The organism is Ramlibacter sp. MMS24-I3-19, from assembly GCF_050320135.1.
Classification (GTDB): Bacteria; Pseudomonadota; Gammaproteobacteria; order Burkholderiales; family Burkholderiaceae_C; genus Ramlibacter.
The window spans coordinates 1,828,262-1,847,215 of record NZ_CP190017.1 but is presented as its reverse complement, the minus strand read 5'-3'; the positions used below and the strand labels follow the sequence as shown (position 1 = coordinate 1,847,215).

22 protein-coding genes are annotated in these 18,954 nt (G+C 69.2%); 17 read left to right on the top strand and 5 right to left on the bottom strand.

From position 1 onward, the window contains the following. Nucleotides 1-9 precede the first annotated feature (9 nt). The 15 genes from ACPWT1_RS09255 to ACPWT1_RS09185 are packed head-to-tail and all read left to right on the top strand — an operon-like array spanning nt 10 to nt 13,460. A complete protein-coding gene (locus ACPWT1_RS09255) occupies nt 10-1,353 on the top strand; it encodes an AMP-binding protein (protein WP_427915080.1) in 1,344 nt (447 codons plus the stop codon). 1 nt (nt 1,354) lies between these two features. Beyond that, complete coding sequence (locus ACPWT1_RS09250) at nt 1,355-1,654, top strand: 3-hydroxyacyl-ACP dehydratase FabZ family protein (protein WP_427915079.1); 300 nt, start codon at nt 1,355-1,357, stop codon at nt 1,652-1,654. After that, on the top strand, nt 1,651-2,577 hold the full coding sequence (locus ACPWT1_RS09245) for an acyl-CoA synthetase (RefSeq protein ID WP_427915078.1): 927 nt from the start codon (nt 1,651-1,653) through the stop codon (nt 2,575-2,577). Before ACPWT1_RS09250 ends, ACPWT1_RS09245 begins: the two co-directional genes overlap by 4 nt. Nucleotides 2,578-2,584: 7 nt before the next feature. Further along, nucleotides 2,585-3,157 carry a LolA family protein gene (locus ACPWT1_RS09240; RefSeq protein WP_427915077.1) on the top strand — a complete coding sequence of 191 codons (573 nt, stop codon included), beginning with the start codon at nt 2,585-2,587 and terminating at the stop codon, nt 3,155-3,157. Next, a complete protein-coding gene (locus tag ACPWT1_RS09235; protein WP_427915076.1) occupies nt 3,154-5,475 on the top strand; it encodes an MMPL family transporter in 2,322 nt (773 codons plus the stop codon). The genes ACPWT1_RS09240 and ACPWT1_RS09235 overlap by 4 nt, the downstream gene beginning before the upstream one ends. A gap of 3 nt (nt 5,476-5,478) precedes the next feature. After that, a complete protein-coding gene (locus ACPWT1_RS09230) occupies nt 5,479-6,288 on the top strand; it encodes a polysaccharide deacetylase family protein (protein ID WP_427915075.1) in 810 nt (269 codons plus the stop codon). Next, nucleotides 6,285-6,989: a class I SAM-dependent methyltransferase gene (locus ACPWT1_RS09225; protein ID WP_427915074.1), complete on the top strand. Its 705-nt coding sequence runs from the start codon at nt 6,285-6,287 to the stop codon at nt 6,987-6,989. The genes ACPWT1_RS09230 and ACPWT1_RS09225 overlap by 4 nt, the downstream gene beginning before the upstream one ends. Before the next feature lie 48 nt (nt 6,990-7,037). Continuing rightward, nucleotides 7,038-8,231: a beta-ketoacyl-[acyl-carrier-protein] synthase family protein gene (locus ACPWT1_RS09220; protein ID WP_427915073.1), complete on the top strand. Its 1,194-nt coding sequence runs from the start codon at nt 7,038-7,040 to the stop codon at nt 8,229-8,231. Continuing rightward, nucleotides 8,228-9,025, top strand: coding sequence for a beta-ketoacyl synthase chain length factor (locus tag ACPWT1_RS09215; protein WP_427915072.1), 798 nt, complete (start codon nt 8,228-8,230; stop codon nt 9,023-9,025). The genes ACPWT1_RS09220 and ACPWT1_RS09215 overlap by 4 nt, the downstream gene beginning before the upstream one ends. After that, the gene (locus ACPWT1_RS09210) at nt 9,019-9,489 is read left to right on the top strand and encodes a hydroxymyristoyl-ACP dehydratase (protein ID WP_427915071.1); all 471 of its coding nucleotides are present in this window, start codon (nt 9,019-9,021) and stop codon (nt 9,487-9,489) included. The genes ACPWT1_RS09215 and ACPWT1_RS09210 overlap by 7 nt, the downstream gene beginning before the upstream one ends. Next, nucleotides 9,486-10,214: a 3-oxoacyl-ACP reductase FabG gene (gene fabG, locus ACPWT1_RS09205; RefSeq protein WP_427915070.1), complete on the top strand. Its 729-nt coding sequence runs from the start codon at nt 9,486-9,488 to the stop codon at nt 10,212-10,214. Before ACPWT1_RS09210 ends, fabG begins: the two co-directional genes overlap by 4 nt. Nucleotides 10,215-10,241: 27 nt before the next feature. Then, a complete protein-coding gene (locus ACPWT1_RS09200; protein WP_427915069.1) occupies nt 10,242-11,009 on the top strand; it encodes a lysophospholipid acyltransferase family protein in 768 nt (255 codons plus the stop codon). Further along, nucleotides 11,009-11,764 carry a glycosyltransferase family 2 protein gene (locus tag ACPWT1_RS09195; RefSeq protein ID WP_427915529.1) on the top strand — a complete coding sequence of 252 codons (756 nt, stop codon included), beginning with the start codon at nt 11,009-11,011 and terminating at the stop codon, nt 11,762-11,764. The genes ACPWT1_RS09200 and ACPWT1_RS09195 overlap by 1 nt, the downstream gene beginning before the upstream one ends. A 9-nt stretch (nt 11,765-11,773) precedes the next feature. After that, the gene (locus tag ACPWT1_RS09190; protein ID WP_427915068.1) at nt 11,774-12,547 is read left to right on the top strand and encodes a class I SAM-dependent methyltransferase; all 774 of its coding nucleotides are present in this window, start codon (nt 11,774-11,776) and stop codon (nt 12,545-12,547) included. Nucleotides 12,548-12,596: 49 nt separating this feature from the next. After that, complete coding sequence (locus ACPWT1_RS09185) at nt 12,597-13,460, top strand: class I SAM-dependent methyltransferase (protein WP_427915067.1); 864 nt, start codon at nt 12,597-12,599, stop codon at nt 13,458-13,460. Between the two features lie 14 nt (nt 13,461-13,474). On the opposite strand, the gene ACPWT1_RS09180 is transcribed toward ACPWT1_RS09185, so the two are convergent. Together ACPWT1_RS09180 and ACPWT1_RS09175 are read right to left on the bottom strand one after the other, a co-directional pair. Next, nucleotides 13,475-14,779, bottom strand: a complete 1,305-nt coding sequence (locus tag ACPWT1_RS09180) for a Y-family DNA polymerase (RefSeq protein ID WP_427915066.1) — start codon at nt 14,777-14,779, stop codon at nt 13,475-13,477. Between the two features lie 22 nt (nt 14,780-14,801). Continuing rightward, nucleotides 14,802-15,248: a LexA family protein gene (locus tag ACPWT1_RS09175; protein ID WP_427915065.1), complete on the bottom strand. Its 447-nt coding sequence runs from the start codon at nt 15,246-15,248 to the stop codon at nt 14,802-14,804. Nucleotides 15,249-15,385: 137 nt separating this feature from the next. On the opposite strand from ACPWT1_RS09175, the gene ACPWT1_RS09170 reads away from it, so the two are divergent. Both ACPWT1_RS09170 and ACPWT1_RS09165 read left to right on the top strand, forming a co-directional pair. Then, nucleotides 15,386-15,769: an MbcA/ParS/Xre antitoxin family protein gene (locus ACPWT1_RS09170; RefSeq protein WP_427915064.1), complete on the top strand. Its 384-nt coding sequence runs from the start codon at nt 15,386-15,388 to the stop codon at nt 15,767-15,769. Beyond that, nucleotides 15,766-16,488: an RES family NAD+ phosphorylase gene (locus tag ACPWT1_RS09165; RefSeq protein WP_427915063.1), complete on the top strand. Its 723-nt coding sequence runs from the start codon at nt 15,766-15,768 to the stop codon at nt 16,486-16,488. Before ACPWT1_RS09170 ends, ACPWT1_RS09165 begins: the two co-directional genes overlap by 4 nt. Here ACPWT1_RS09165 and ACPWT1_RS09160 read toward each other — a convergent pair. From ACPWT1_RS09160 to ACPWT1_RS09150, 3 genes are read right to left on the bottom strand one after another with little or no spacing between them, the layout of a single operon-like run. Further along, nucleotides 16,475-17,323 carry a fumarylacetoacetate hydrolase family protein gene (locus ACPWT1_RS09160; protein ID WP_427915062.1) on the bottom strand — a complete coding sequence of 283 codons (849 nt, stop codon included), beginning with the start codon at nt 17,321-17,323 and terminating at the stop codon, nt 16,475-16,477. The two genes, ACPWT1_RS09165 and ACPWT1_RS09160, sit on opposite strands and share 14 nt — an antisense overlap. Before the next feature lie 23 nt (nt 17,324-17,346). After that, nucleotides 17,347-18,093 carry an SDR family NAD(P)-dependent oxidoreductase gene (locus tag ACPWT1_RS09155; RefSeq protein ID WP_427915061.1) on the bottom strand — a complete coding sequence of 249 codons (747 nt, stop codon included), beginning with the start codon at nt 18,091-18,093 and terminating at the stop codon, nt 17,347-17,349. Beyond that, on the bottom strand, nt 18,090-18,827 hold the full coding sequence (locus ACPWT1_RS09150; protein WP_427915060.1) for an SDR family oxidoreductase: 738 nt from the start codon (nt 18,825-18,827) through the stop codon (nt 18,090-18,092). The genes ACPWT1_RS09155 and ACPWT1_RS09150 overlap by 4 nt, the downstream gene beginning before the upstream one ends. Nucleotides 18,828-18,954 lie beyond the last annotated feature (127 nt).

Here is an 18,954-nt window from a genome sequence, read left to right as displayed (position 1 = left end):
TCTGTTCACATGAAGACACTGCCCTTGTTTCCGCTGGCCAAAGCTGGCGCCGTGGTGGCCCGTCACGACGGGCGCCCGGTCAGCTGCGAGGAATTCCTGTGGGAAGTTGCGCAACTTGCCCGGCGGCTGCCCCACGTCGAGCGGGCCGTCAACATCTGCGCGGATCGGTACTGGTTCGCGGTGGCGATCTTCGCCTGCATCCAGCGCGGCATCGTGAGCCTGCTGCCCAATTCGGCGGCGCCGGAGCACCTGGCCGCGGTCTGCGCGGATACCGACGGCCTGCTTGCCATCGGCGATGCCGCCGAGTCGATCGTGCCTCGGGTGCCCTATCTCCGCGTGGGGCAGGGCGAGAGGTTCGCAGGTGCATCGCCCGACGTGGCCATGCCGCTGATTCCGCAGGACCGCCTGGTGGCGCGCGTCTTCACGTCGGGATCGACCGGCGTGCCCCAGTCCTACGACAAGTTCTTCGGCTGCCTGCAGCACAGCGTCGCTGCCGCGGCGCGGCGGGTCTGGGAAGTGACGGGAGGTCCTTGCGCAGTCCTGGGCACGTCGAGCTTCCGGCACATGTACGGCTTCGAATCCACGGTGCTGCTGCCCTTGCTGGGCGGTGGCCAGATGAGTTCGAAGGTGCCGTACTTCCCGGCAGACGTGGCTTCGGCGCTGGCGGAATTGCCCGAACCGCGCCTGCTCGTCACCACGCCCTTCCACCTGCGCAACCTGCTCGAGGCGGGCATCGCCCTCCCGAAAGTGGCCGCGGTGCTGTCTGCCACGGCACCGCTGTCGCTGGAGCTGGCGAGCCAGGCGCAGGCACGGCTGCAGGCACCGGTCTTCGAGATCTACGGCGCCACCGAGACCGGGCAGGTAGCCACGCGCCGCCCGACCGAAGACACCCGCTGGTGGCTGATGGATGGCATGCAGCTGGCCCAGGTCGACGGGACGACGATCGCCAGCGGGCCATTGCTGGACCGGCCGCAGGCGCTCAATGACGTCCTCGAGCTTGTCAGCGCCACGCATTTCCGGCTCATCGACCGGGGGGCGAACCTGGTCAACATCGCGGGCAAGAAAAGCACGCTGAGCCTCCTGAACCACCTGCTCACGCAGGTGCCCGGGGTGAAGGATGGCGTGTTCTGCGTGCCCGGGCCGACGACCGGAGACGCGGCGGCACGGCTGGCCGCCTTCGTCGTCGCACCCGACCTGGACGCCGCGTCCATCCTCAACGCGCTGCGCACCCACGTCGACCCCGTCTTCCTGCCGCGGCCCCTCGTCTTCGTGCCCGAACTGCCGCGCGACTCCAACGGCAAGATCACGGCCTCGACGCTGCGGCAGCTGCGCGAGCAACATGGCGTCGCCTGACATGCCGCAGGTTGCACTCCACATCGCCGCCGACCATCCGGCGTTTCCGGGCCACTTCCCGGGTCGCCCGCTCGCACCCGGCGTGCTCCTGCTGCAGCACGCGCAGCGAGCCATCGAGGCCGAACTGTCCGCCACCGTGCGCGGCCTCGCGGCAGTGAAGTTCCTCAGTCCGGTACTGCCCGGCCAGCCTCTGGACGTCGAATTCAACGCGGGCCCGGCCGGCGTGCGCTTCGAGATCCGCAGCGACACGCGGCAGGTCGCGACCGGCACGTTCGTCCTTGCACAGGATGGTTCGCCGTGAGCGCCTCGACGTCCTCGCCGCAATGGATGCAGCGCAAGGAGCGCGGCAACCTGTTCTGGCTGCGCGTGATGAGCGCGCTGTCGGTGTGGGCCGGCCGCAACCCTTCGCGCGTCGTGCTCCATGGCATCGCGCTTTACTTCGTCGTTGCGGCCTCCGCGGCCCGCAAGGCCTCGCGCGACTATCTCCAGCGCTGCCTGGGCCGCCGCGCGACCTGGCTGGACCTCTATCGGCACGTGCTGTCGTTCGCCAGCACGATCCATGACCGCATCTACCTCCTGAACGATCGCCACGACCTGTTCGACCTGCGCACCAGCGAGGACGAACTGGCCGCGATGCTCAAGTGCGTCGAACAGCAGGGCGCCCTCCTGCTCGGCGCGCACGTCGGCAGCTTCGAGGTGCTGCGCTCGCTGGCATCCACCGACCCGCGGCTGAAGGTGAGCGTCGCGATGTATCCGGAAAACGCGCGCCGCATCAACCAGACGCTGGCGGCGATCAGCCCGAAGGCCGTGCAGGACATCATCCCGCTGGGGCACGTCGACTCGATGCTCAGGGTCAACCAGGCGTTGAAGGAGCGGGCCCTCGTCGGCATCCTGGCGGATCGCGCCGTGCGGGCCGACCAGTCGATCACGCTGCCGTTCCTTGGCGCGCCGGCGCAGTTCTCGACGGGCCCGTTCCGGCTGGCGGCCCTGATGAAGCGGCCGGTGTACTTCATGGTCGGGCTCTATCGCGGGTCCAACCGCTACGACGTGCACTTCGAGTTGATCCACGACCCGGCGCGCGACGCTGCGCTGCCCCGCGACGAGGTCGTGCGCGAGATGCTGGTTCGCTACGTCGACGCGCTGGAGCGCCAGTGCCGCAGCGCACCGTACAACTGGTTCAATTTCTTCGATTTCTGGGGACCCGAGCGCCGTGCGCAACCATAGACGTTCCTTGCTGCGCCTGTTCGCCGCTGCCTCCGCGCTGGTCACGATGGTCTGCGCGGCAGGCGCACAAGACCTGCAGCTGCCTGACCTGATGCGGCTGCTGGCGCTGCAGAAGTCCGGCAAGGCGACGTTCGTCGAGCGCAAGTACATCTCGCTGCTCGACAAGCCCGTGGTCTCGTCCGGCGAGCTGTCGTTCACCGCGCCGGACCGGCTCGAGAAGCGCACGCTGTCGCCCAAGCCCGAGTCGCTCGTGCTCGAGGGCGACCGGCTCTCGATCGACGCCAACGGCAAGAAGGTCAACATCAACCTGCTGTCCCACCCCGAAGCGGCGCCCTTCGTCGAGAGCATCCGCGGCACGCTGGCCGGCGACCTCGGCGCGCTGGAGAGGTACTACTCGCTGCAACTGAGCGGGCCCGCCGAGCGCTGGACCCTGCAACTGGTGCCCGTGCAGCCCGAGATGCTCAGGATCGTCAGCCGCATCCGCTTCGAAGGCAACCAATCGGCCGTCAACCTGATCGTGTTCGAGCAGGCGGATGGCGACCGCTCCGAGATGCGGATCACCCAGGTCCCGGCTCGATGAAACACGCCAAGGCCTGGGTGCTGCTCGCCTGGCTGGTGGCGTTGCTGCTGTGCGCGCGCGTGATCGTGCACACCACCTTCGTCGCCGACCTGTCGGCGTTCATGCCCAAGATGCCGACGGCGCGCCAGCAGCTGCTCGTCGACCAGCTGCGCGACGGTTTCATCACGCGCCTGATCATGGTCGGCATCGAGGGCGGCGACGCGGCGCAGCGCGCCCGCCTGTCGCAGCAACTGGGGCAGACCCTGCGCAAGGACCCGGCCTTCCTGGGCGTGCAGAACGGCGACGCCGCGACACGGGACCGTGACCAGGCCTACGTCTTCGGCAACCGCTACCTGCTCAGCCCCGCGGTGGTGCCCGACCGCTTCACCGCGCAAGGCCTGCGCCAGGCGATCGGCGACACCTTGGGCTCCCTGTCCGGCAACACGGGCATGGCCCTCAAGCACCTGCTCCCCCGGGACCCCACTGCCGAGACGCTCGCCATCCTGGAGCAGTTCTCCGGCGACTCGGAGCCGCGTTCGCAGGAAGGCGCGTGGAGCTCGCGCGATGGCACGCGCGCGATCCTGCTGGTCCAGACGCGCGCCGACGGCTCCGACCTCGATGCGCAAAGCGCCGCGATGGACCACATCCGCCAGGCGTTCGACCGCCTCCCGGATCGTCCTTCCGCCACGCGTCTCGTGATGAGTGGCGCCGGGGTGTTCTCGGTGTCGTCCCGCGCCCGCGTGGAGCACGAGGTCACGCTGCTGGGCCTCGGGGGCATGGTCCTGGTCGTCGCCCTGCTGCTGCCGGTGTATCGCTCGGTGCGCTTGCTCCTGCTCGGCCTGCTGCCGGTGCTCACGGGCGCGCCGGTCGGCATCACGGCGGTGAGCCTGGCGTTCGGGCACGTCCACGGCCTGACGCTCGGTTTCGGCACCACCCTGATCGGGGAAGCCGTCGACTATTCGATCTACACCTTCATCCAGCACGGCGGGGGACGAGGGCAGAGCGGGTTCTGGCGCACGATCCGGCTCGGCGTCATGACGTCGGTGGCCGGCTTCGCCGCGCTCCTGTTCTCCGGGTTCCCCGGCCTGTCGCAGCTGGGCCTGTATTCGATCAGCGGCCTGGTCGCCGCGGCGCTGGCCACCCGTTTCGTGCTGCCCCTGCTGATGCCCTCGCAAGTTGCGCTGCGGGACCTCTCCGGCGTTGGTCGCGGGCTGGACCACGTGTTCCGCCGGCTTGCCGGCCACGCATGGCTGGTGCTGCTGCTGCTCGTCGCCGCGACGGCCGTGGTGGCCTGGCGCCACGACACGATCTGGAACCGGCAACTGTCCGCGCTCAGCCCGGTGACGAGCCAGGAGCAGAAGCTGGACGCCTCGCTGCGGGGCGACCTCGGCGCGCTGGACATGCGCTACATCGCCAGCTTCACGGCGCCCGACGAGCAATCGGCGTTGCGCGGCGCCGAAGCGGCCGGCCAGGTGTTGCGGCGACTGGTCGCTGCCGGCGAGCTGGGCGGCTTCAATTCGCCGGCGTCGGTGCTGCCCAGCGTCGAAACGCAGCGCCGCCGGCAAGCGGCCCTGCCGCCGGAACCCGAGTTGCGGAAGAACCTGGCCGAGGCCCTGCGCGGCATGCCGATCAGCGAAGGCAAGCTGGGCGGCTTCATCACCGACGTGTCGGCAGCCAGGCAACGCGCACCGCTGGCCCGCGCCGACCTGGATGGCACTTCCATGGCGATGCTGGTGGATTCCCTGCTGGTGCACCGCCCGCACGACATCCTCGTGCTCATGCCCTTGCGCGCTTCGGGACAGGGATCGAACCCGGACACGATGAACCTGCAAACGGTCAGTGCCGCGCTGGCAGGGCCGGGCATGCCGCAGATCACCGTCATCGACATCCTGCAGGAGACCACCGACATCTTCGACCGGTACCTGGGCGATGCGGTGTTGATGTCCGGATTCGGCGCGCTGGCCATCTTCGCCCTCCTGCTGGCAAGCCTGCGCTCCGTGCGGCGCACGGCCCTCGTGATCCTGCCGCTGCTGGCAGCCGTCGCCTGCGTGACGGCCGGACTGCTGCTGACGCACCACCAGCTCACGATCCTCCACATCGTGGGCCTGCTGCTCGTGGTGGCCGTGGGCTCGAACTACGTGCTCTTCTTCGACACTGGCATGCCCGGCACCTCGGACGACGAGCGCCGCCGGATGCAGACCTCGCTGGTGCTGGCCAACCTGGCCACCGTCGGCAGCTTCGGCCTGCTCGGGCTGTCCAGCGTGCCCATCCTGTCGGCCATCGGGGGCACCGTGTCCGCCGGCACGTTCCTCGCGCTGCTCTTCTCGGCGATGCACTGAGCGATGACGACGACACGCTGGCGCCCCTCCCCCTTCATGCTCCTCAGCGCGGCATGCCACGTTGCCGTGCTCGTGCTGCTGGTCGTGGCGTGGCGGTGGTGGCCCGTGCTGCTCCTGGTGCTCGTCGTCGACCATCTCGCCATGACGGCGGCGGGCCTCTGGCCGCGCAGCACGCTGCTCGGCCCCAACGTGGTGAAACTGCCGCCGGCCGCATGCGCGCGACGCGAGATCGCCATCACCATCGACGACGGGCCGGATCCGGCGGTGACGCCGCAGGTGCTCGACATCCTGGCCCGACACGGGGCCAAGGCGACCTTCTTCTGCGTCGGCAAGCGCGCAGCCCTGCACCCCGATCTGTGCCGCGCCATCGTCGCCGCCGGCCACGACATCGAGAACCATGGCCAGCGGCATCCGAACACCGCGTCCCTGATGGGCGCGCGCGGCTGGCATGCGGAAATCGACGGTGCGCAACGAACGCTGGCGTCGATCACCGGCCGGCCTCCGCGGTTCTACCGCGCCGTCGCCGGCCTGCGGAACCCCTTCCTCGATCCCGTGCTGCACCGCCTGGGCCTGCGGCTGGCGACATGGTCGGCACGCGGGTTCGACACGCGCTGCGGCGATCCCCACACCGTTCTGGCGCGCCTGCTGGCGCGCACGCGACCCGGTGCGATCCTCCTCCTGCACGATGGCCACGCGGCTCGAATGCGGGATGGAGCTCCCGTCATTGTTGGCACGCTGCCACTCCTGCTGCACGAACTGCGCGAGCGCGGCCTGAATCCCGTCACACTCTCGCAAGCCTTCGCTTCGCCATGAACCAGTTGCTGTCCAACGCATGCCTTCCGTACAAGGCGACCGGCCGGGCCAACTTCGGGTGGGCGCGCGGCAAGCTCAAGCACGATCCCATCTTCATGGCGCTGCTGCAGCACCAGGTCCTGCCTGACGGGGCGACCGTCATGGACCTGGGCTGCGGACGCGGCCTGCTCGCCGCCTGGTGCCTTGCCGCCGAACGCCTGGCGCAGCAGGGAAGCTGGTCCGCCACGTTCGCGCCGCCGCGCGGACTGAAGTTCCGCGGCGTCGAGTTGATGGCGCGCGAAGCCGAGTGCGGCAACACGGCACTGCAGCCCCTGTATGGCTCGCGGGTGGACCTGGCCGGCGGCGACATGAGGTCCGCGGACCTGAGCGGCGTCGATGCCGTCGCCGCGCTGGACGTGCTGCACTACATCCCCACGGCCGACCAGGAGCAGCTCCTGGATCGCATCCGCTCGGCCCTGCGACCGGGTGGCGTCTTCGTCACCCGCGTCGGCGACGCGCACGCGGGCCTGCCGTTTCGCATCAGCCAGTGGGTGGACCGCTGCATCTCGTACGTCCAGGGGCATCGCCTCAGCCGCATGTGGTGCCGCTCCGCCGCGGAATGGACGGCGGCGCTGCAGCGGCGCGGTTTTACAGTCGAGGCCTGCGCGATGAGCGCAGGCACCCCCTTCGCCAATGTGATGTTGGTGTGCCGCGTACCGTAGCCGGTCACTGCGCCTTCCCACCAGCCCACAACGATCCAGCAGCGTCCCTTGGAACCCCTCATCCTCCGCTCGTTCACCATGACCAGCGCCGTCGGCGCCGGCCTGGCCCCCACGCTCGATGCGCTGCGCCACCAACGCAGCGGCATCGCGCGCAAGGCCTGGGAAACCGTCGACCTGGACACCTGCATCGGCGAAGTGGCCGGCCTGGATGACGTCGAGATCCGGCCGGACCTTCGCGCGTTCGACTGCCGCAACAACCGCCTCGCGCAGATCGCGCTGGAGCAGGACGGCTTCGCGGACGCGGTGCGCGACAGCGTCACGCAGTGGGGACCCAGGCGCGTGGGCGTGTTCCTGGGCACGAGCACGTCCGGCATCCTGAGCTCGGAAGTGGCGTACCGGCACCGCGATCCGCTCACCGGTGCACTGCCGCCGGGCCTTGACTATCGCCACACGCACAACAGCTTCTCGGTCGCCGATTTCGTCCGCCAGTATTTCGGCGTGGCCGGGCCCGCCTTCGTCGTGTCCACGGCATGCTCGTCCAGCGGCAAGGTCTTCGCGTCGGCGCAGCGGATGGTCGACCTCGGCCTGATCGACGCCGCCGTGGTGGGTGGGGTGGATTCGCTGTGCCTCACGACCTTGTATGGCTTCAATTCGCTGCAGCTGATTTCCACCCAGCCCTGCCGTCCCTTCGACCGCGATCGCGACGGGATCACGATCGGCGAAGCCGCCGCGTTCGGCCTGCTCGAGCGCTCCACCCGCTCCGCCCCTGGCAGCATCGTGCTCTCGGGCATCGGTGAGTCCAGCGACGCGCACCACATGTCGGCGCCCCACCCCCAGGGGCTCGGCGCCACGCTGGCGATGCAGTCCGCGCTGCAGATGGCGCAGCTGGACGCGGGCGCCATCGACTACATCGCACTGCACGGCACGTCCACGCCCAGCAACGATGCCGCCGAAGCGAAAGCGGTGTCCGCGGTGTTCGGCGCACGCACGCCCTGCAGCTCGCTCAAGGGCCACATCGGCCATACCCTGGGAGCCGCAGGCGCTGCCAATGCGGTGATCTGCGCGCTGGCGCTGCGCCATGACTTCGCCCCCGCTGGCGTCGGCACCAGGGAAGTCGACCCGGCGCTGCCGGTGAACTATGTGCTGGACAACATCCGCAAGCCCATCCGGCATGCGTTGAGCAACTCCTTCGGCTTCGGGGGAAGCAACTGCAGCCTGGTGCTGTCGAAGGTGCCGGCATGACCGCGCTGCAAGTCCACGTCGAAGGCATCGGCCTGTACGGCCCCGGATTGACGGGCTGGTCCCAGGCGCGCGAGCTCCTGGGCGCCTCGGGCCCGATCGCCATCGGCCCCGTCACGCTGCCCGCGCCCGAAGCGCTCCCGCCCGCCGAGCGGCGCCGTGTCGGCCTCGCACTCAAGCTCGCCATGGCCGCCGGCTTCGAAGCCGTCACGCAGGCCCAGGTCGATGCCGGTTCGCTGCCGTCGGTCTTTTCGTCGACAGGAGGCGACTGCGACAACTGCCACCTGATCCTGGAAACGCTGGCATCGGCGGACCGCACGGTGTCGCCGACGCGTTTCCACAATTCCGTGCACAACATGCCGGCGGGCTACTGGAGCATCGCGACCAAGTGCATGGCGCCGACGACGAGCCTGTGCGCCTACGACGCGACTTTCGCGGCTGGCCTGCTGGAGGCGGCGTGCCAGGTCACCAGCACGCAGTCGGCTTGCCTGCTGGTCGCCTATGACACGGCGTATCCGGAGCCGCTCTACGCCAGCCGCCCCATTCCGCACGCCTTCGGTCTCGCCATGGTGTTGAGACCCGAGAAGACGGCCAGGACCCTGTGCAGCCTCTCGCTGGCGCTCGGCGATGCCGCGCCGACCGTGCTGTCGCAGCCCGAGCTGGAGCAATTGCGCACGAGCGTCCCCGCCGCGCGCAGCCTGCCGCTCATGCGCGCACTCGCGCGTGGTGACGGCGGCTCGGTGGTCATCGACTACCTGGACGACCTGAGCCTGAGGGTGGACGTGAAGCCATGCTGAACCGCGCGTGGATCGAATCGCGGATTCCCCACAAGGGATCGATGTGCCTGCTCGATGCCGTCGAGAGCCACACCGACGACGAGATCGTCTGCACGACGCTCAGCCACCGGCTGCCCGGCAACCCGCTGCGCGACGACTCGGGCCTGGGCATCGTGGTGGGGATCGAGTATGCGGCGCAGGCGATGGCGGTCCACGGCGCCCTGCGCGATGGTGGCAACGCATCCAGCCGCGGAGGCTACCTGGTGAGCGCACGGGACGTCACCTGGTCCACACAGCGCCTCGACCTCCTCGAGGGTCCGCTCAGCGTTCGCGCACAGCGGCTCTCGGGCGCGGCCTCCACCATCATGTACCGGTTCTCGCTGCACGCGGGCGCGGACGAAGTCCTCAGCGGCCGTGCCACCGTCGTCCTCGATGCGGCCAGCGTCGATCCTTCCAAGGCACCAACCGGAACCGAAGCATCGTGACAGCAAGACGTGCACTGATCACCGGCGGCAGCGGCGCGATCGGCGCTGCCATCAGCCGGCGCCTCGCGCAGGACGGCATGCAGGTCATCGTCCATGCCAACGGCAACATTGCGGCCGCGCAGCGGCTGTGCGACGAATTGCGTGAAGCAGGCGCGAGCGCCGTCGCCGTCCAGTTCGACGTGACGGACGCCGACGCATGCTCGCGCGCGTTGGCCGGGTTGCTGGACGCCGGACCGCCGATCCAGGTGGTCGTCAACAACGCCGGCGTCCACGACGACGCGGCGTTCCCGGGCATGTCGCGCACGCAGTGGGACCGGGTCATCGACGTGTGCCTGAACGGCTTCTTCAACGTCACGCAGCCGCTGTCGCTGCCCATGATCCGCACGCGCTGGGGCCGCATCATCACGATCTCGTCGATCGCGGGCTTGATGGGCAACCGCGGCCAGGTCAATTACGCCGCCGCGAAAGGCGCGCTGCACGCCGCCACCAAGTCCCTGTCGCTCGAAGTCGCCTCACGGGGAATCACCGTGAATGCGATCGCACCCGGCATCATCGAGTCGGACATGAGTGCTTCCGCCTTCGACGCGGACACGATCAAGCAGCTGGTTCCGATGAAGCGCACCGGCCGACCGGACGAAGTCGCCAGCCTCGTGAGTTTCCTTGCGTCCGAGCAGGCCAGCTACATCACGGGCCAGGTGATCTCGGTCAATGGCGGCATGGTGTGATCGCCGCCGCTCCCGATTCCCGCAGCCATGCCGACTGACGCCGTGTCCCTGCGCCGCGTGCGGCAGGTGATCCTGTTCGCGGCGATGCTGCTGTGGCTCGGGGCGATGCTGCTGCTCGGCAACCTGCTCTGCCTGCCGCTGATCGTGCTGCCCCGGCACGTGCGCCAACCCCTGATCCAGGCTGCCATCAGCACGACGTTGGCGCTCTTCCTTGCCGGCGCATCGCGCTGCGGCCTCATGCGGCTGGATCTCTCGGCGCTGGACGCGCTGAACGGGGAACGGGGCCTGCTGCTGGCGGCCAACCACCCCAGCATGATCGACGTGTTCCTGGTGGTCTCGCGGGTGCGGCACGTGGCCTGCCTCATGAAGGCCAGCATCGGGTTCAACCTGTTCCTGGCTGTGGGCGCCTGGCTGGGCGGCTACATCTCCAACAGGCGGGTCGACCGGATGATCCGGCAGGCGAGCGAGGCCGCCGCCGCGGGGCAGACCGTCCTGGCGTTCCCGGAGGGAACACGAACGACCACGCAACCGGTCAACAGGCTCAAGCCGGGGCTGGCCCTGATCGCCAAGCGGTCGAAGGCACCGCTGCAGGTCATCCTGATCGAGACCAACTCACCGTACCTGGGCCAGGGCTGGAAGATCTGGCGGCCGCCGCAGTTTCCGCTGGTCTACAAGGCCACGCTCGGGCCGCGCCTGCAGCCCTCCTCCAGCGTCTCGGAGACGGCGCGCCAGTTGCAGGAGTGTTTCGAGAATGCGCTGTCCCTGTCGATCAATCCGTGTTTGAAGCCAAGCTGATGACGCCCTCGCGCACGCATCTGGTCCTGATCCCGAGCTACAACCCCGGCAGCAAGGTGCTGGCCACCGTGCAGGAAGCACGTCGCTACTGGAATCCGGTGTGGGTCGTGGTCGACGGCAGCACCGACGGCACGGCCGAACAGCTGCAGGCACTGGCCGCCTCCGACTCCGGCTTGCGCGTGTGCGTGCTGCCCGAAAACCGGGGCAAGGGCGCTGCCGTGCTGGCAGGCATCACGCTGGCGGCCGAACAGGGCTTCACGCATGCGCTCTGCATGGACTCCGACGGACAGCACCCGGCCGCGTTGATCCCGCAGTTCATGGGCGCGTCGCAAGCCGCGCCCACGTCGATGGTGCTGGGCGTCCCGGTCTTCGACGCGAGTGCGCCCGCCCTGCGCGTGAAGGGCCGCAAGATCTCGAACTGGTGGGCCAACCTCGAAACCTTCTGGGCCGGCATCGGCGACTCCCTCTACGGGTTTCGCGTGTACCCGATCGCACCGCTGCGCCGCGTGATGGAGCGGCAACGCTGGATGCGCCGGTTCGACTTCGACCCGGAGGCGGCGGTGCGGCTGTGCTGGCACGGCGTGACCCCGGTGAACCTGCCGGCGCCCGTCAAGTACCTGAGGGCGGATGAAGGCGGCATCTCCCACTTCAACTACTGGCGCGACAACCGCCTGCTGACCTGGATGCACTTCCGGCTGATGACCGAGTTCATCCTGCGCCTTCCCCTCTTCTGTGTGAAGAAGATCATCGCCTGAAGTACCACCATGAACCACGAGACCAAGATGGCAACGCCTGTTCGCGCCCCGCACGTTCCGCTGACCGACTACTACGCCGACGAGTCGAGCCGGCCCGCCTTCGTGCGCACCATGTTCGACAGCACCGCCGAGGACTACGACCGGATGGAATACATCCTGGGCCTGGGATCGGGCTCGTGGTACCGCGGGCAGGCGCTGGAGCGCGCCGGCCTTCGCCCGGGCATGCGCGTGGTCGACGTCGGTGTCGGCACCGGACTGGTGGCGCGCGAGGCTGCCAGGATCTGCGGCAACCCGGCCGCCGTCACGGGCGTCGATCCGAGCGTCGGCATGATGGCCAATGCCAAGGTGCCGCAGGGCGTGAACCTGGTGGAAGGCGTCGCCGAGGCGATTCCCTCGCCAGACGCGAGCTTCGACTTCCTGAGCATGGGGTATGCGCTGCGCCACATCAGCGACCTGACGGTGGCGTTCCATGAATTCCATCGCGTCCTGAAGCCGGGCGGCAAGGTCTGCCTGCTCGAGATCACCTGCCCCGAGACGGCATGGGGCCGGTTCCTGCTCAAGATCTACATGAAGGGCATCGTGCCGCTGCTGGCCCTCGTCGTCGGCAAGAGCAGCAACACCCGCAAGCTGTGGCGCTACTACTGGGACACGATCGAAGCGTGCGTTCCGCCCGAGCAGATCCTCGCCGGGCTGCGCGCTGCCGGGTTCACGGAGGTGAAGCGCCACATCGAGGTCAAGGGGATGAGCATCCTGGCCGAGTACCAAGCCACCAAGCCGCAGTAAGCCGCGCGCTCGGTTCCTGCCAGGCCGCCACGAGATGTCTGTCGCCGCCATGCTGGGACACCTCCTGCTGGAGCGGGTGTCGTTGCGCGAACTGCAACGCGTGCCGGAGCCGACCATGGCGATGGACGACCCCGCGCAGGTCGAGGCGTTCTGGGAATGCGGAAGCGCTGCCGGCGTGCTGGCGTCGACCTATCTCTTCAACGCCGTGCAGACGGCGCACGTGATCCGGCCCGGCGACAAGGTGCTCGACCTGGCTTGCGGTCCCGCCAACCAGCTGGTCCAGTTCGCGCGGCTGCATCCCGACGCTGACTTCCTCGGCATCGACCACGCAGCCTCGATGATCGACCGCGCGCGCGACACGGTGGCGCGCAGCGGCGTGCGCAACGTGGCGCTGCGGTCCGGCGACATGACTTCGCTGGCCGGCCTTGCCGACGCCTCGGTGGACTGCGTCACCTGCACGTTCTCGCTGCACCACCTGCCCGAGCAGGGCAGCCTGCAGCAGGCATTTCGCGAAGTGGCACGCGTGCTCAAGCCGGGCGGCGGGATCTACATCTGCGACTTCGGCCGGCTCAAGCGGCACTCGACCCAGGCGTACTTTGCGCACGAACGGCGTGAGCAGCAGACCGACCTCTTCACGCAGGACTTCCTCAATTCCCTGAAGGCTGCGTTCACCCTGGCCGATCTGCGCAGGGCCGCGGCGCTGCTGGGCGGAGGAGTCGGCGTGCACCAGACCGCGCTGGCGCCGTTCATGGTCGTCCTGAGCCGCCCGACGCAGGCCGCGGCGAGCGCTGCCACAAGGGACCTGGCCATGAAGATGGTGTCCGAACTGTCGCGGGCGCAGCAGAGGGATTTCGGCAACCTGTCGCGGTGGTTCCGCATCGCCGGCCTGCCGATTCCGCTCGATCTCGACTGACGTCCGCGGCGGGGTCAGGCCCGCGCCGCAGGCAGGTGCTCCCAGTTGGTTGTGTACTGCGGCGTCAGCGCACCCTGCTTCATCGTCCAGCTGCGCGCCGCGCCGCCGAGCCCCGTGCTGGCGGCGTGCAGCGTGCCACGGCCGTAGCGATCGTTGATGCGGTCCATGGCAGCGGCCAGCCGGCCCTGCCGGGGCGCCGCATCGTCCTCCAGCGCGAGCTCGCCCTGCTGTACCGTCGCAGGCTGCAGGTCCAGCAGGATCACGCCGGCCTTGTGGAAGCGGTAGCCCGGGCGGAACACCTGCTCCAGTCCCCGCAAGGCGGCCTGCACGATCGGTGCCGTGTCGCTGGTGGGCCGCCGCAGGGGCACGGTCGCCGAGCGCGAGTACTGCTTCTCCGAGCGCCGGAACGGATTGGTGTGCACGAACGTCAGCACCTGCGCGGCGTGGCTGCCGTCCTCGCGCAGCTTGAAGGCGGCGCGGCTGGCGTACTCGCTCACCGCCTCCACGAGCGGCGGCAGGGTGGCCATCGGATCGCCGAAGGCGCGCGTGCACGAGACCTCCCGGCGCGGCGCCGGGACATCGTCCAGCGCGATGCAGGGGCGGCCCTGCAACTCGCGCAAGGTCCGCTCGACCACCACGCCCCAGCGTCGCCGGACCACCGCCGGGTCCATGCGCACCAGGTCGAGCACCGTGTGCACACCGTCGGCCTCAAGCTGCGCCGACAGGCGCCGCCCGATGCCCCACACCTCGCCCACGCCGGTGGCCGCGAACAGCGCATCCACGTCGCTGGCGGGAAGCGCCGCCAGGTTGCACACGCGCCCGAAGTCGGCGGGATACGGCTCTCCCGGCCGGCGGTCCGCTTCCTTGGCGATGTGGTTCGCGAGCTTGGCGAGCGTCTTGGTGCCGCCGATGCCGATGCCGCACGGGATGCCGATCCATTGCTCCATGCGCGCGCGCAGGCGATGACCCGCGGCGACCAGGTCGCCGGGGATGCCGTCGACGTCGACGAAGCACTCGTCGATCGAATAGACCTCCTGCCCGGGGCCGAACCGGGCCGCGATGGCCATCATGCGATCGCTCATGTCGCCGTACAGCGTGAAGTTCGCCGACAGCGCCAGCACACCGGCGTCGGGCAACCTGGCGCGAATGAGGTGCCAGGGCTCCGCCATCGCGATGCCCAGCGCCTTGGCCTCGTTGCTGCGTGCGATGGCGCATCCGTCGTTGTTCGACAGCACGATCACCGGGCGGCCGCGCAGGCTGGGACGGAACACGCGCTCGCAGCTCACGTAGAAGTTGTTGCCGTCGACCAGCGCGAACATGCCCGCCTCCACCGCGCCCCGATCAGCGGAAGCGCTTGATCGTGCAGGTGACCACGCCGACGACCGCGAGCCGCTGGCCCTCGCGGTCGAACACGAGGTCTGGGAACGTCGGGTCGGCCGCCTGCAGCTTCACGCGGCCATGGCGCTGGAACAGGTACTTCACCGTGAACTCGCTCTCGACCTCCGCCACGACGATGTCTCCGTGGCGCGGCACGAGCGCGCGATTGACCACCAGGATGTCGCCATCGGCGATGCCGGCGCCCTGCATGGACGTGCCGCGCACGCGCCAGAAGAAGGTGGCGGTCGGGTGCGTGATGAGCAGCTCGTTGAGGTCCTGCCGGCGGGCGCTGAAATCGTCGGCGGGCGATGGAAAGCCGGCGCGGACCGTGCCCGGCGCCATCGGCAGCTGGAGCGGGGCGCCCGGCACGAAGGGCCAGCTGCCGGGTGGGTGAGCAAAACTACTGTTCACGCATCCAGTCTAGCAGCGCAGGGCTTGCCCACAAAGGCCGCCACCACGCTTGCGTCGGGAATCGAGCGCGATCCAGCCCTGCACCGGATCTTGCCATGGCAAGATCCAGCATGTATTCTTGCCGTCACCACCCTGCCATGCCGCACGCTGCCGCACCCCTTTCCCGCGCCGACGCCGCCGCGTCCGTCCTCACCAAGGCCACCCTGCGGGCGGCTGGCCTGCTGGGGCTGACCAACGCCGCGCTGGCGCGCGTGGTCGGCGTAAGCGAATCCACCGTGTCGCGCATGGCGGCGGGCGACCGGCAGTTCGACATCGGCAGCAAGCCGGCCGAACTGGCGGCCCTGCTGGTGCGCGTGTACCGCTCGCTCGATGCGCTGGTGGGCAACAGCGACAGCCATCGACAGCGCTGGATGACCAGCTTCAACCAGGCCTTCAACGCCGCGCCGCGCGAAGCCATCGAGAGCGTCGAGGGCCTCGTGCGCGTGGTGCGCTACCTGGACGGCGCACGGGCGCTGGGATGAGCCGCTGGCCACGCAAGTGGCTCTCCGGCGCGGCCGACGCCAGGCGTGACCTCTGGCGCGGCGTCGAGGCGCAGCACCGGGTCGCCACCATGCGGCTGGTGGACACCTTGCGCGAGCAGGACCTGCTGGAGCAGCTGCTCGAGCAGAGCAAGCCTCCATTGCCGCCGCAGGCCCGCGCGAGCGACTACCTGCTGTTCACGCCGTTCCGCTACGCGCCTGAATGGCCATCACGCTTTCGTCCCGCCGGCGAGACCGGCCAGTGGTACGGCGCCGACGAGCCGCGCACCGTGGCGGCCGAACTGGCGCACTGGCGCTGGCGCTTCCTGATGGACTCGGACGGACTGCGCGATGCGGCGCTGGTCACCGAGCACACCTTCTTCAAGGCACGCTTCGACGGCCTGGAGCTGGACCTCACGGTGCCGCCATGGACGCAGTTGCGCACCACGTGGCGCCATCCGCGCGACTACGCTGCGTGCCAGGAACTGGCGGCCCAGGCGCGCGCGCTCACGCCGCCGGTGCAGGCGATCCGCTACGAGTCGGCGCGCCGCGAGGGTGGCCTGTGCGACGTGGTGTTCGACGTGCGCGCGCTCAAGCTGCCGCGCGTGCCGGTGCAGCAGACCTGGGTGTGCAAGGCCACGCGCACGCGCGTGCTGTGGTCGCACGACACCGACCGCCTGGAGTACGCGGTCGATGCCGAGGGCGGCCTCACGCCGCCTTGAAGCCCACCACCTGCTGGCGCTGCTCGCCCAGGCCGTCGATGCCCAGGGTCATGACCTCGCCCTTCTTCAGGTACCGCGGGGGCTTCATGCCCAGGCCGACGCCGGGCGGCGTGCCCGTGGTGATGACGTCGCCGGGCAGAAGCGTCATGAACCTGCTGCAGTAGCTGACCAGCTCGGCGGCGCCGAAGATCATGGTCTTCGTGTTCCCCGTCTGCATGCGCTGGCCGTTGACGTCGAGCCACATGCCCAGGCGCTGCGGGTTGGGGATCTCGTCCGTGGTCACCAGCCAGGGGCCGATCGGTCCGAAGGTGTCGCAGCCCTTGCCCTTGTCCCACTGCGAGCCGCGCTCGAGCTGGTACTCGCGCTCGCTCACGTCGTTGACCACGCAGTAGCCGGCCACGTACGACAGCGCGTCCTTGCGCGAGACGTAGCGAGCGGTGGTGCCGATGACGATGCCCAGCTCCACCTCCCAGTCGGTCTTGACCGAGCCCTTGGGCAGCATCACGTCGTCGTTGGGGCCCTGGATGCACGAGGTCGCCTTCATGAAGACGATCGGCTCCTTGGGGATCGGCATGTTGGATTCGGCCGCGTGGTCGGAGTAGTTCAGGCCGATGGCGATGAACTTGCCCACCTGCGCGACCGGGCAGCCCATGCGGGGCTTGCCGCGCACCAGCGGCGCCTTGGCCGCGGCCTTGCGGATCTTCGCCAGCATGGCGGGCGCCAGTTGCGCGGGACCGATGTCCGGCACCACGCCGCTCAGGTCGCGCAGCTTGCCGTCGTCGTCGATCAGGCCCGGCTTCTCGCGGCCGGGATTGCCATAGCGCACCAGTTTCATGGTTCTTCCTTTGTTGGTGGAGTTCAGTAGGTCGAGCGGCCGCCGGACAGGTCGAAGACCGCGCCGGTGGAGAACGAGCAATCCTCGGTGCACAGCCAGCCGACCAGCGCGGCCACTTCCTCGGGCGTGCCGAAGCGGCCCATGGGGATCTTGGACAGCATGAACTGGATGTGCTCGGGCGTCATCTGGTCGAAGATCGCCGTCTTCACCGCGGCCGGCGTCACGCAGTTCACGCGCACGTCGACGTCGGCCAGTTCCTTGCCCAGCGACTTGGTCAGCGCGATCACAGCGGCCTTGCTGGCGCTGTACGCGCTGGCGTTGGGATTGCCGTCCTTGCCGGCGACGGAGGCGATGTTGACGATGCGTCCGTAGCCCTGCTGGCGCATCAGCGGCGCGATCTCGCGGCAGCACTGGAACAGGCCATGCACGTTGACCTCGAACACCTGCCGCCAAGCGTCGGGCGGGTAATCCCACACCTTGGTGTTGGGACCGGTGATGCCGGCGCTGTTGACCAGCGCATCGATGCGCTGGGCCTTGGCGACGGTGCGCTTCACGGCCTGCAGCACCGATGCGTAGTCGGCCACGTCCACCTGCACCGCCGACGCACGCGCGCCGAGCTTCACGGCGGCCTGCTGGGCAGCCGCGTCATCGCGGTCCCACAGCGTGACGGTGCCGCCGGAGTTCACCAGCCGTTCGGCGATCGCGTAGCCGAGGCCCGTGGCCCCGCCGGTGACGACCGCGTGGCGGCCCTGGAAGTCGAGCTGGTTCAAATCGTCATCCCTCCATCGATGGCATAGGCCTGCCCCGTGACGAACGTGGCTTCGTCGCTGGCCAGGAACACCACGAGGGGCGCGATCTCCTCGGCCTGCGCGATCCTGCCCATCGGCTGGCGGGCCACGAAGGCCTTGCGGGCGGCCTCCGGATCGGCGTTGGCATTGATCCGGTCCTGCAGCGACGGCGTGTCGACGGTGCCGGGGCACAGCGCATTGCAGCGGATGCCGTCGGCCACGTAGTCGGCCGCCACGCTCTTGGTCAGCCCGATCACCGCGGCCTTGGTGGTGCCGTAGACGAAGCGGTTGGGCAGGCCCTTGATGCTGCCGCACACCGAGGCCATGTTGATGATGCTGCCGCCGCGTCCCTGCGCCAGCATCTTCGGCAGCACGGCCTGGATGGCCCAGAACTGCGCCCGCACGTTCAGGTTGAACGCGAAGTTCAACTCGTCGTCGGTGGCCTGCAGCACGGTGCCGCCGTGCACGTAGCCGGCGCAGTTGAACAGCACGTCGATGGCCGGCATCTGCGCGACGACGCGCTGGATGGCGTCCTTGTCCAGCACGTCCAGCGGCAGGGCGCGCACGTTGGCCACGCCTTCGTAGCCGGCGAGCAGCGACGCCTTGACGTCGGTCGCCCACACCTGCGCGCCCTCGGCGGCCAGGGCGAGCGCGCACGCGCGCCCCATGCCCTGGCCCGCGGCGGTGACGAGGGCGGTCTTGTTCTTCAGTCGCACTGGCGTGCTCCTTCGTAAGGGCTAGAGACTAGGGTCCAGGGACCAGGGGAACAGCCAGCCTCCGGGTTTGGCCGGATGCGCCTCCAGTCATCCGGCGCGATAGTAACTGGCCTGACCACTTGGCCAA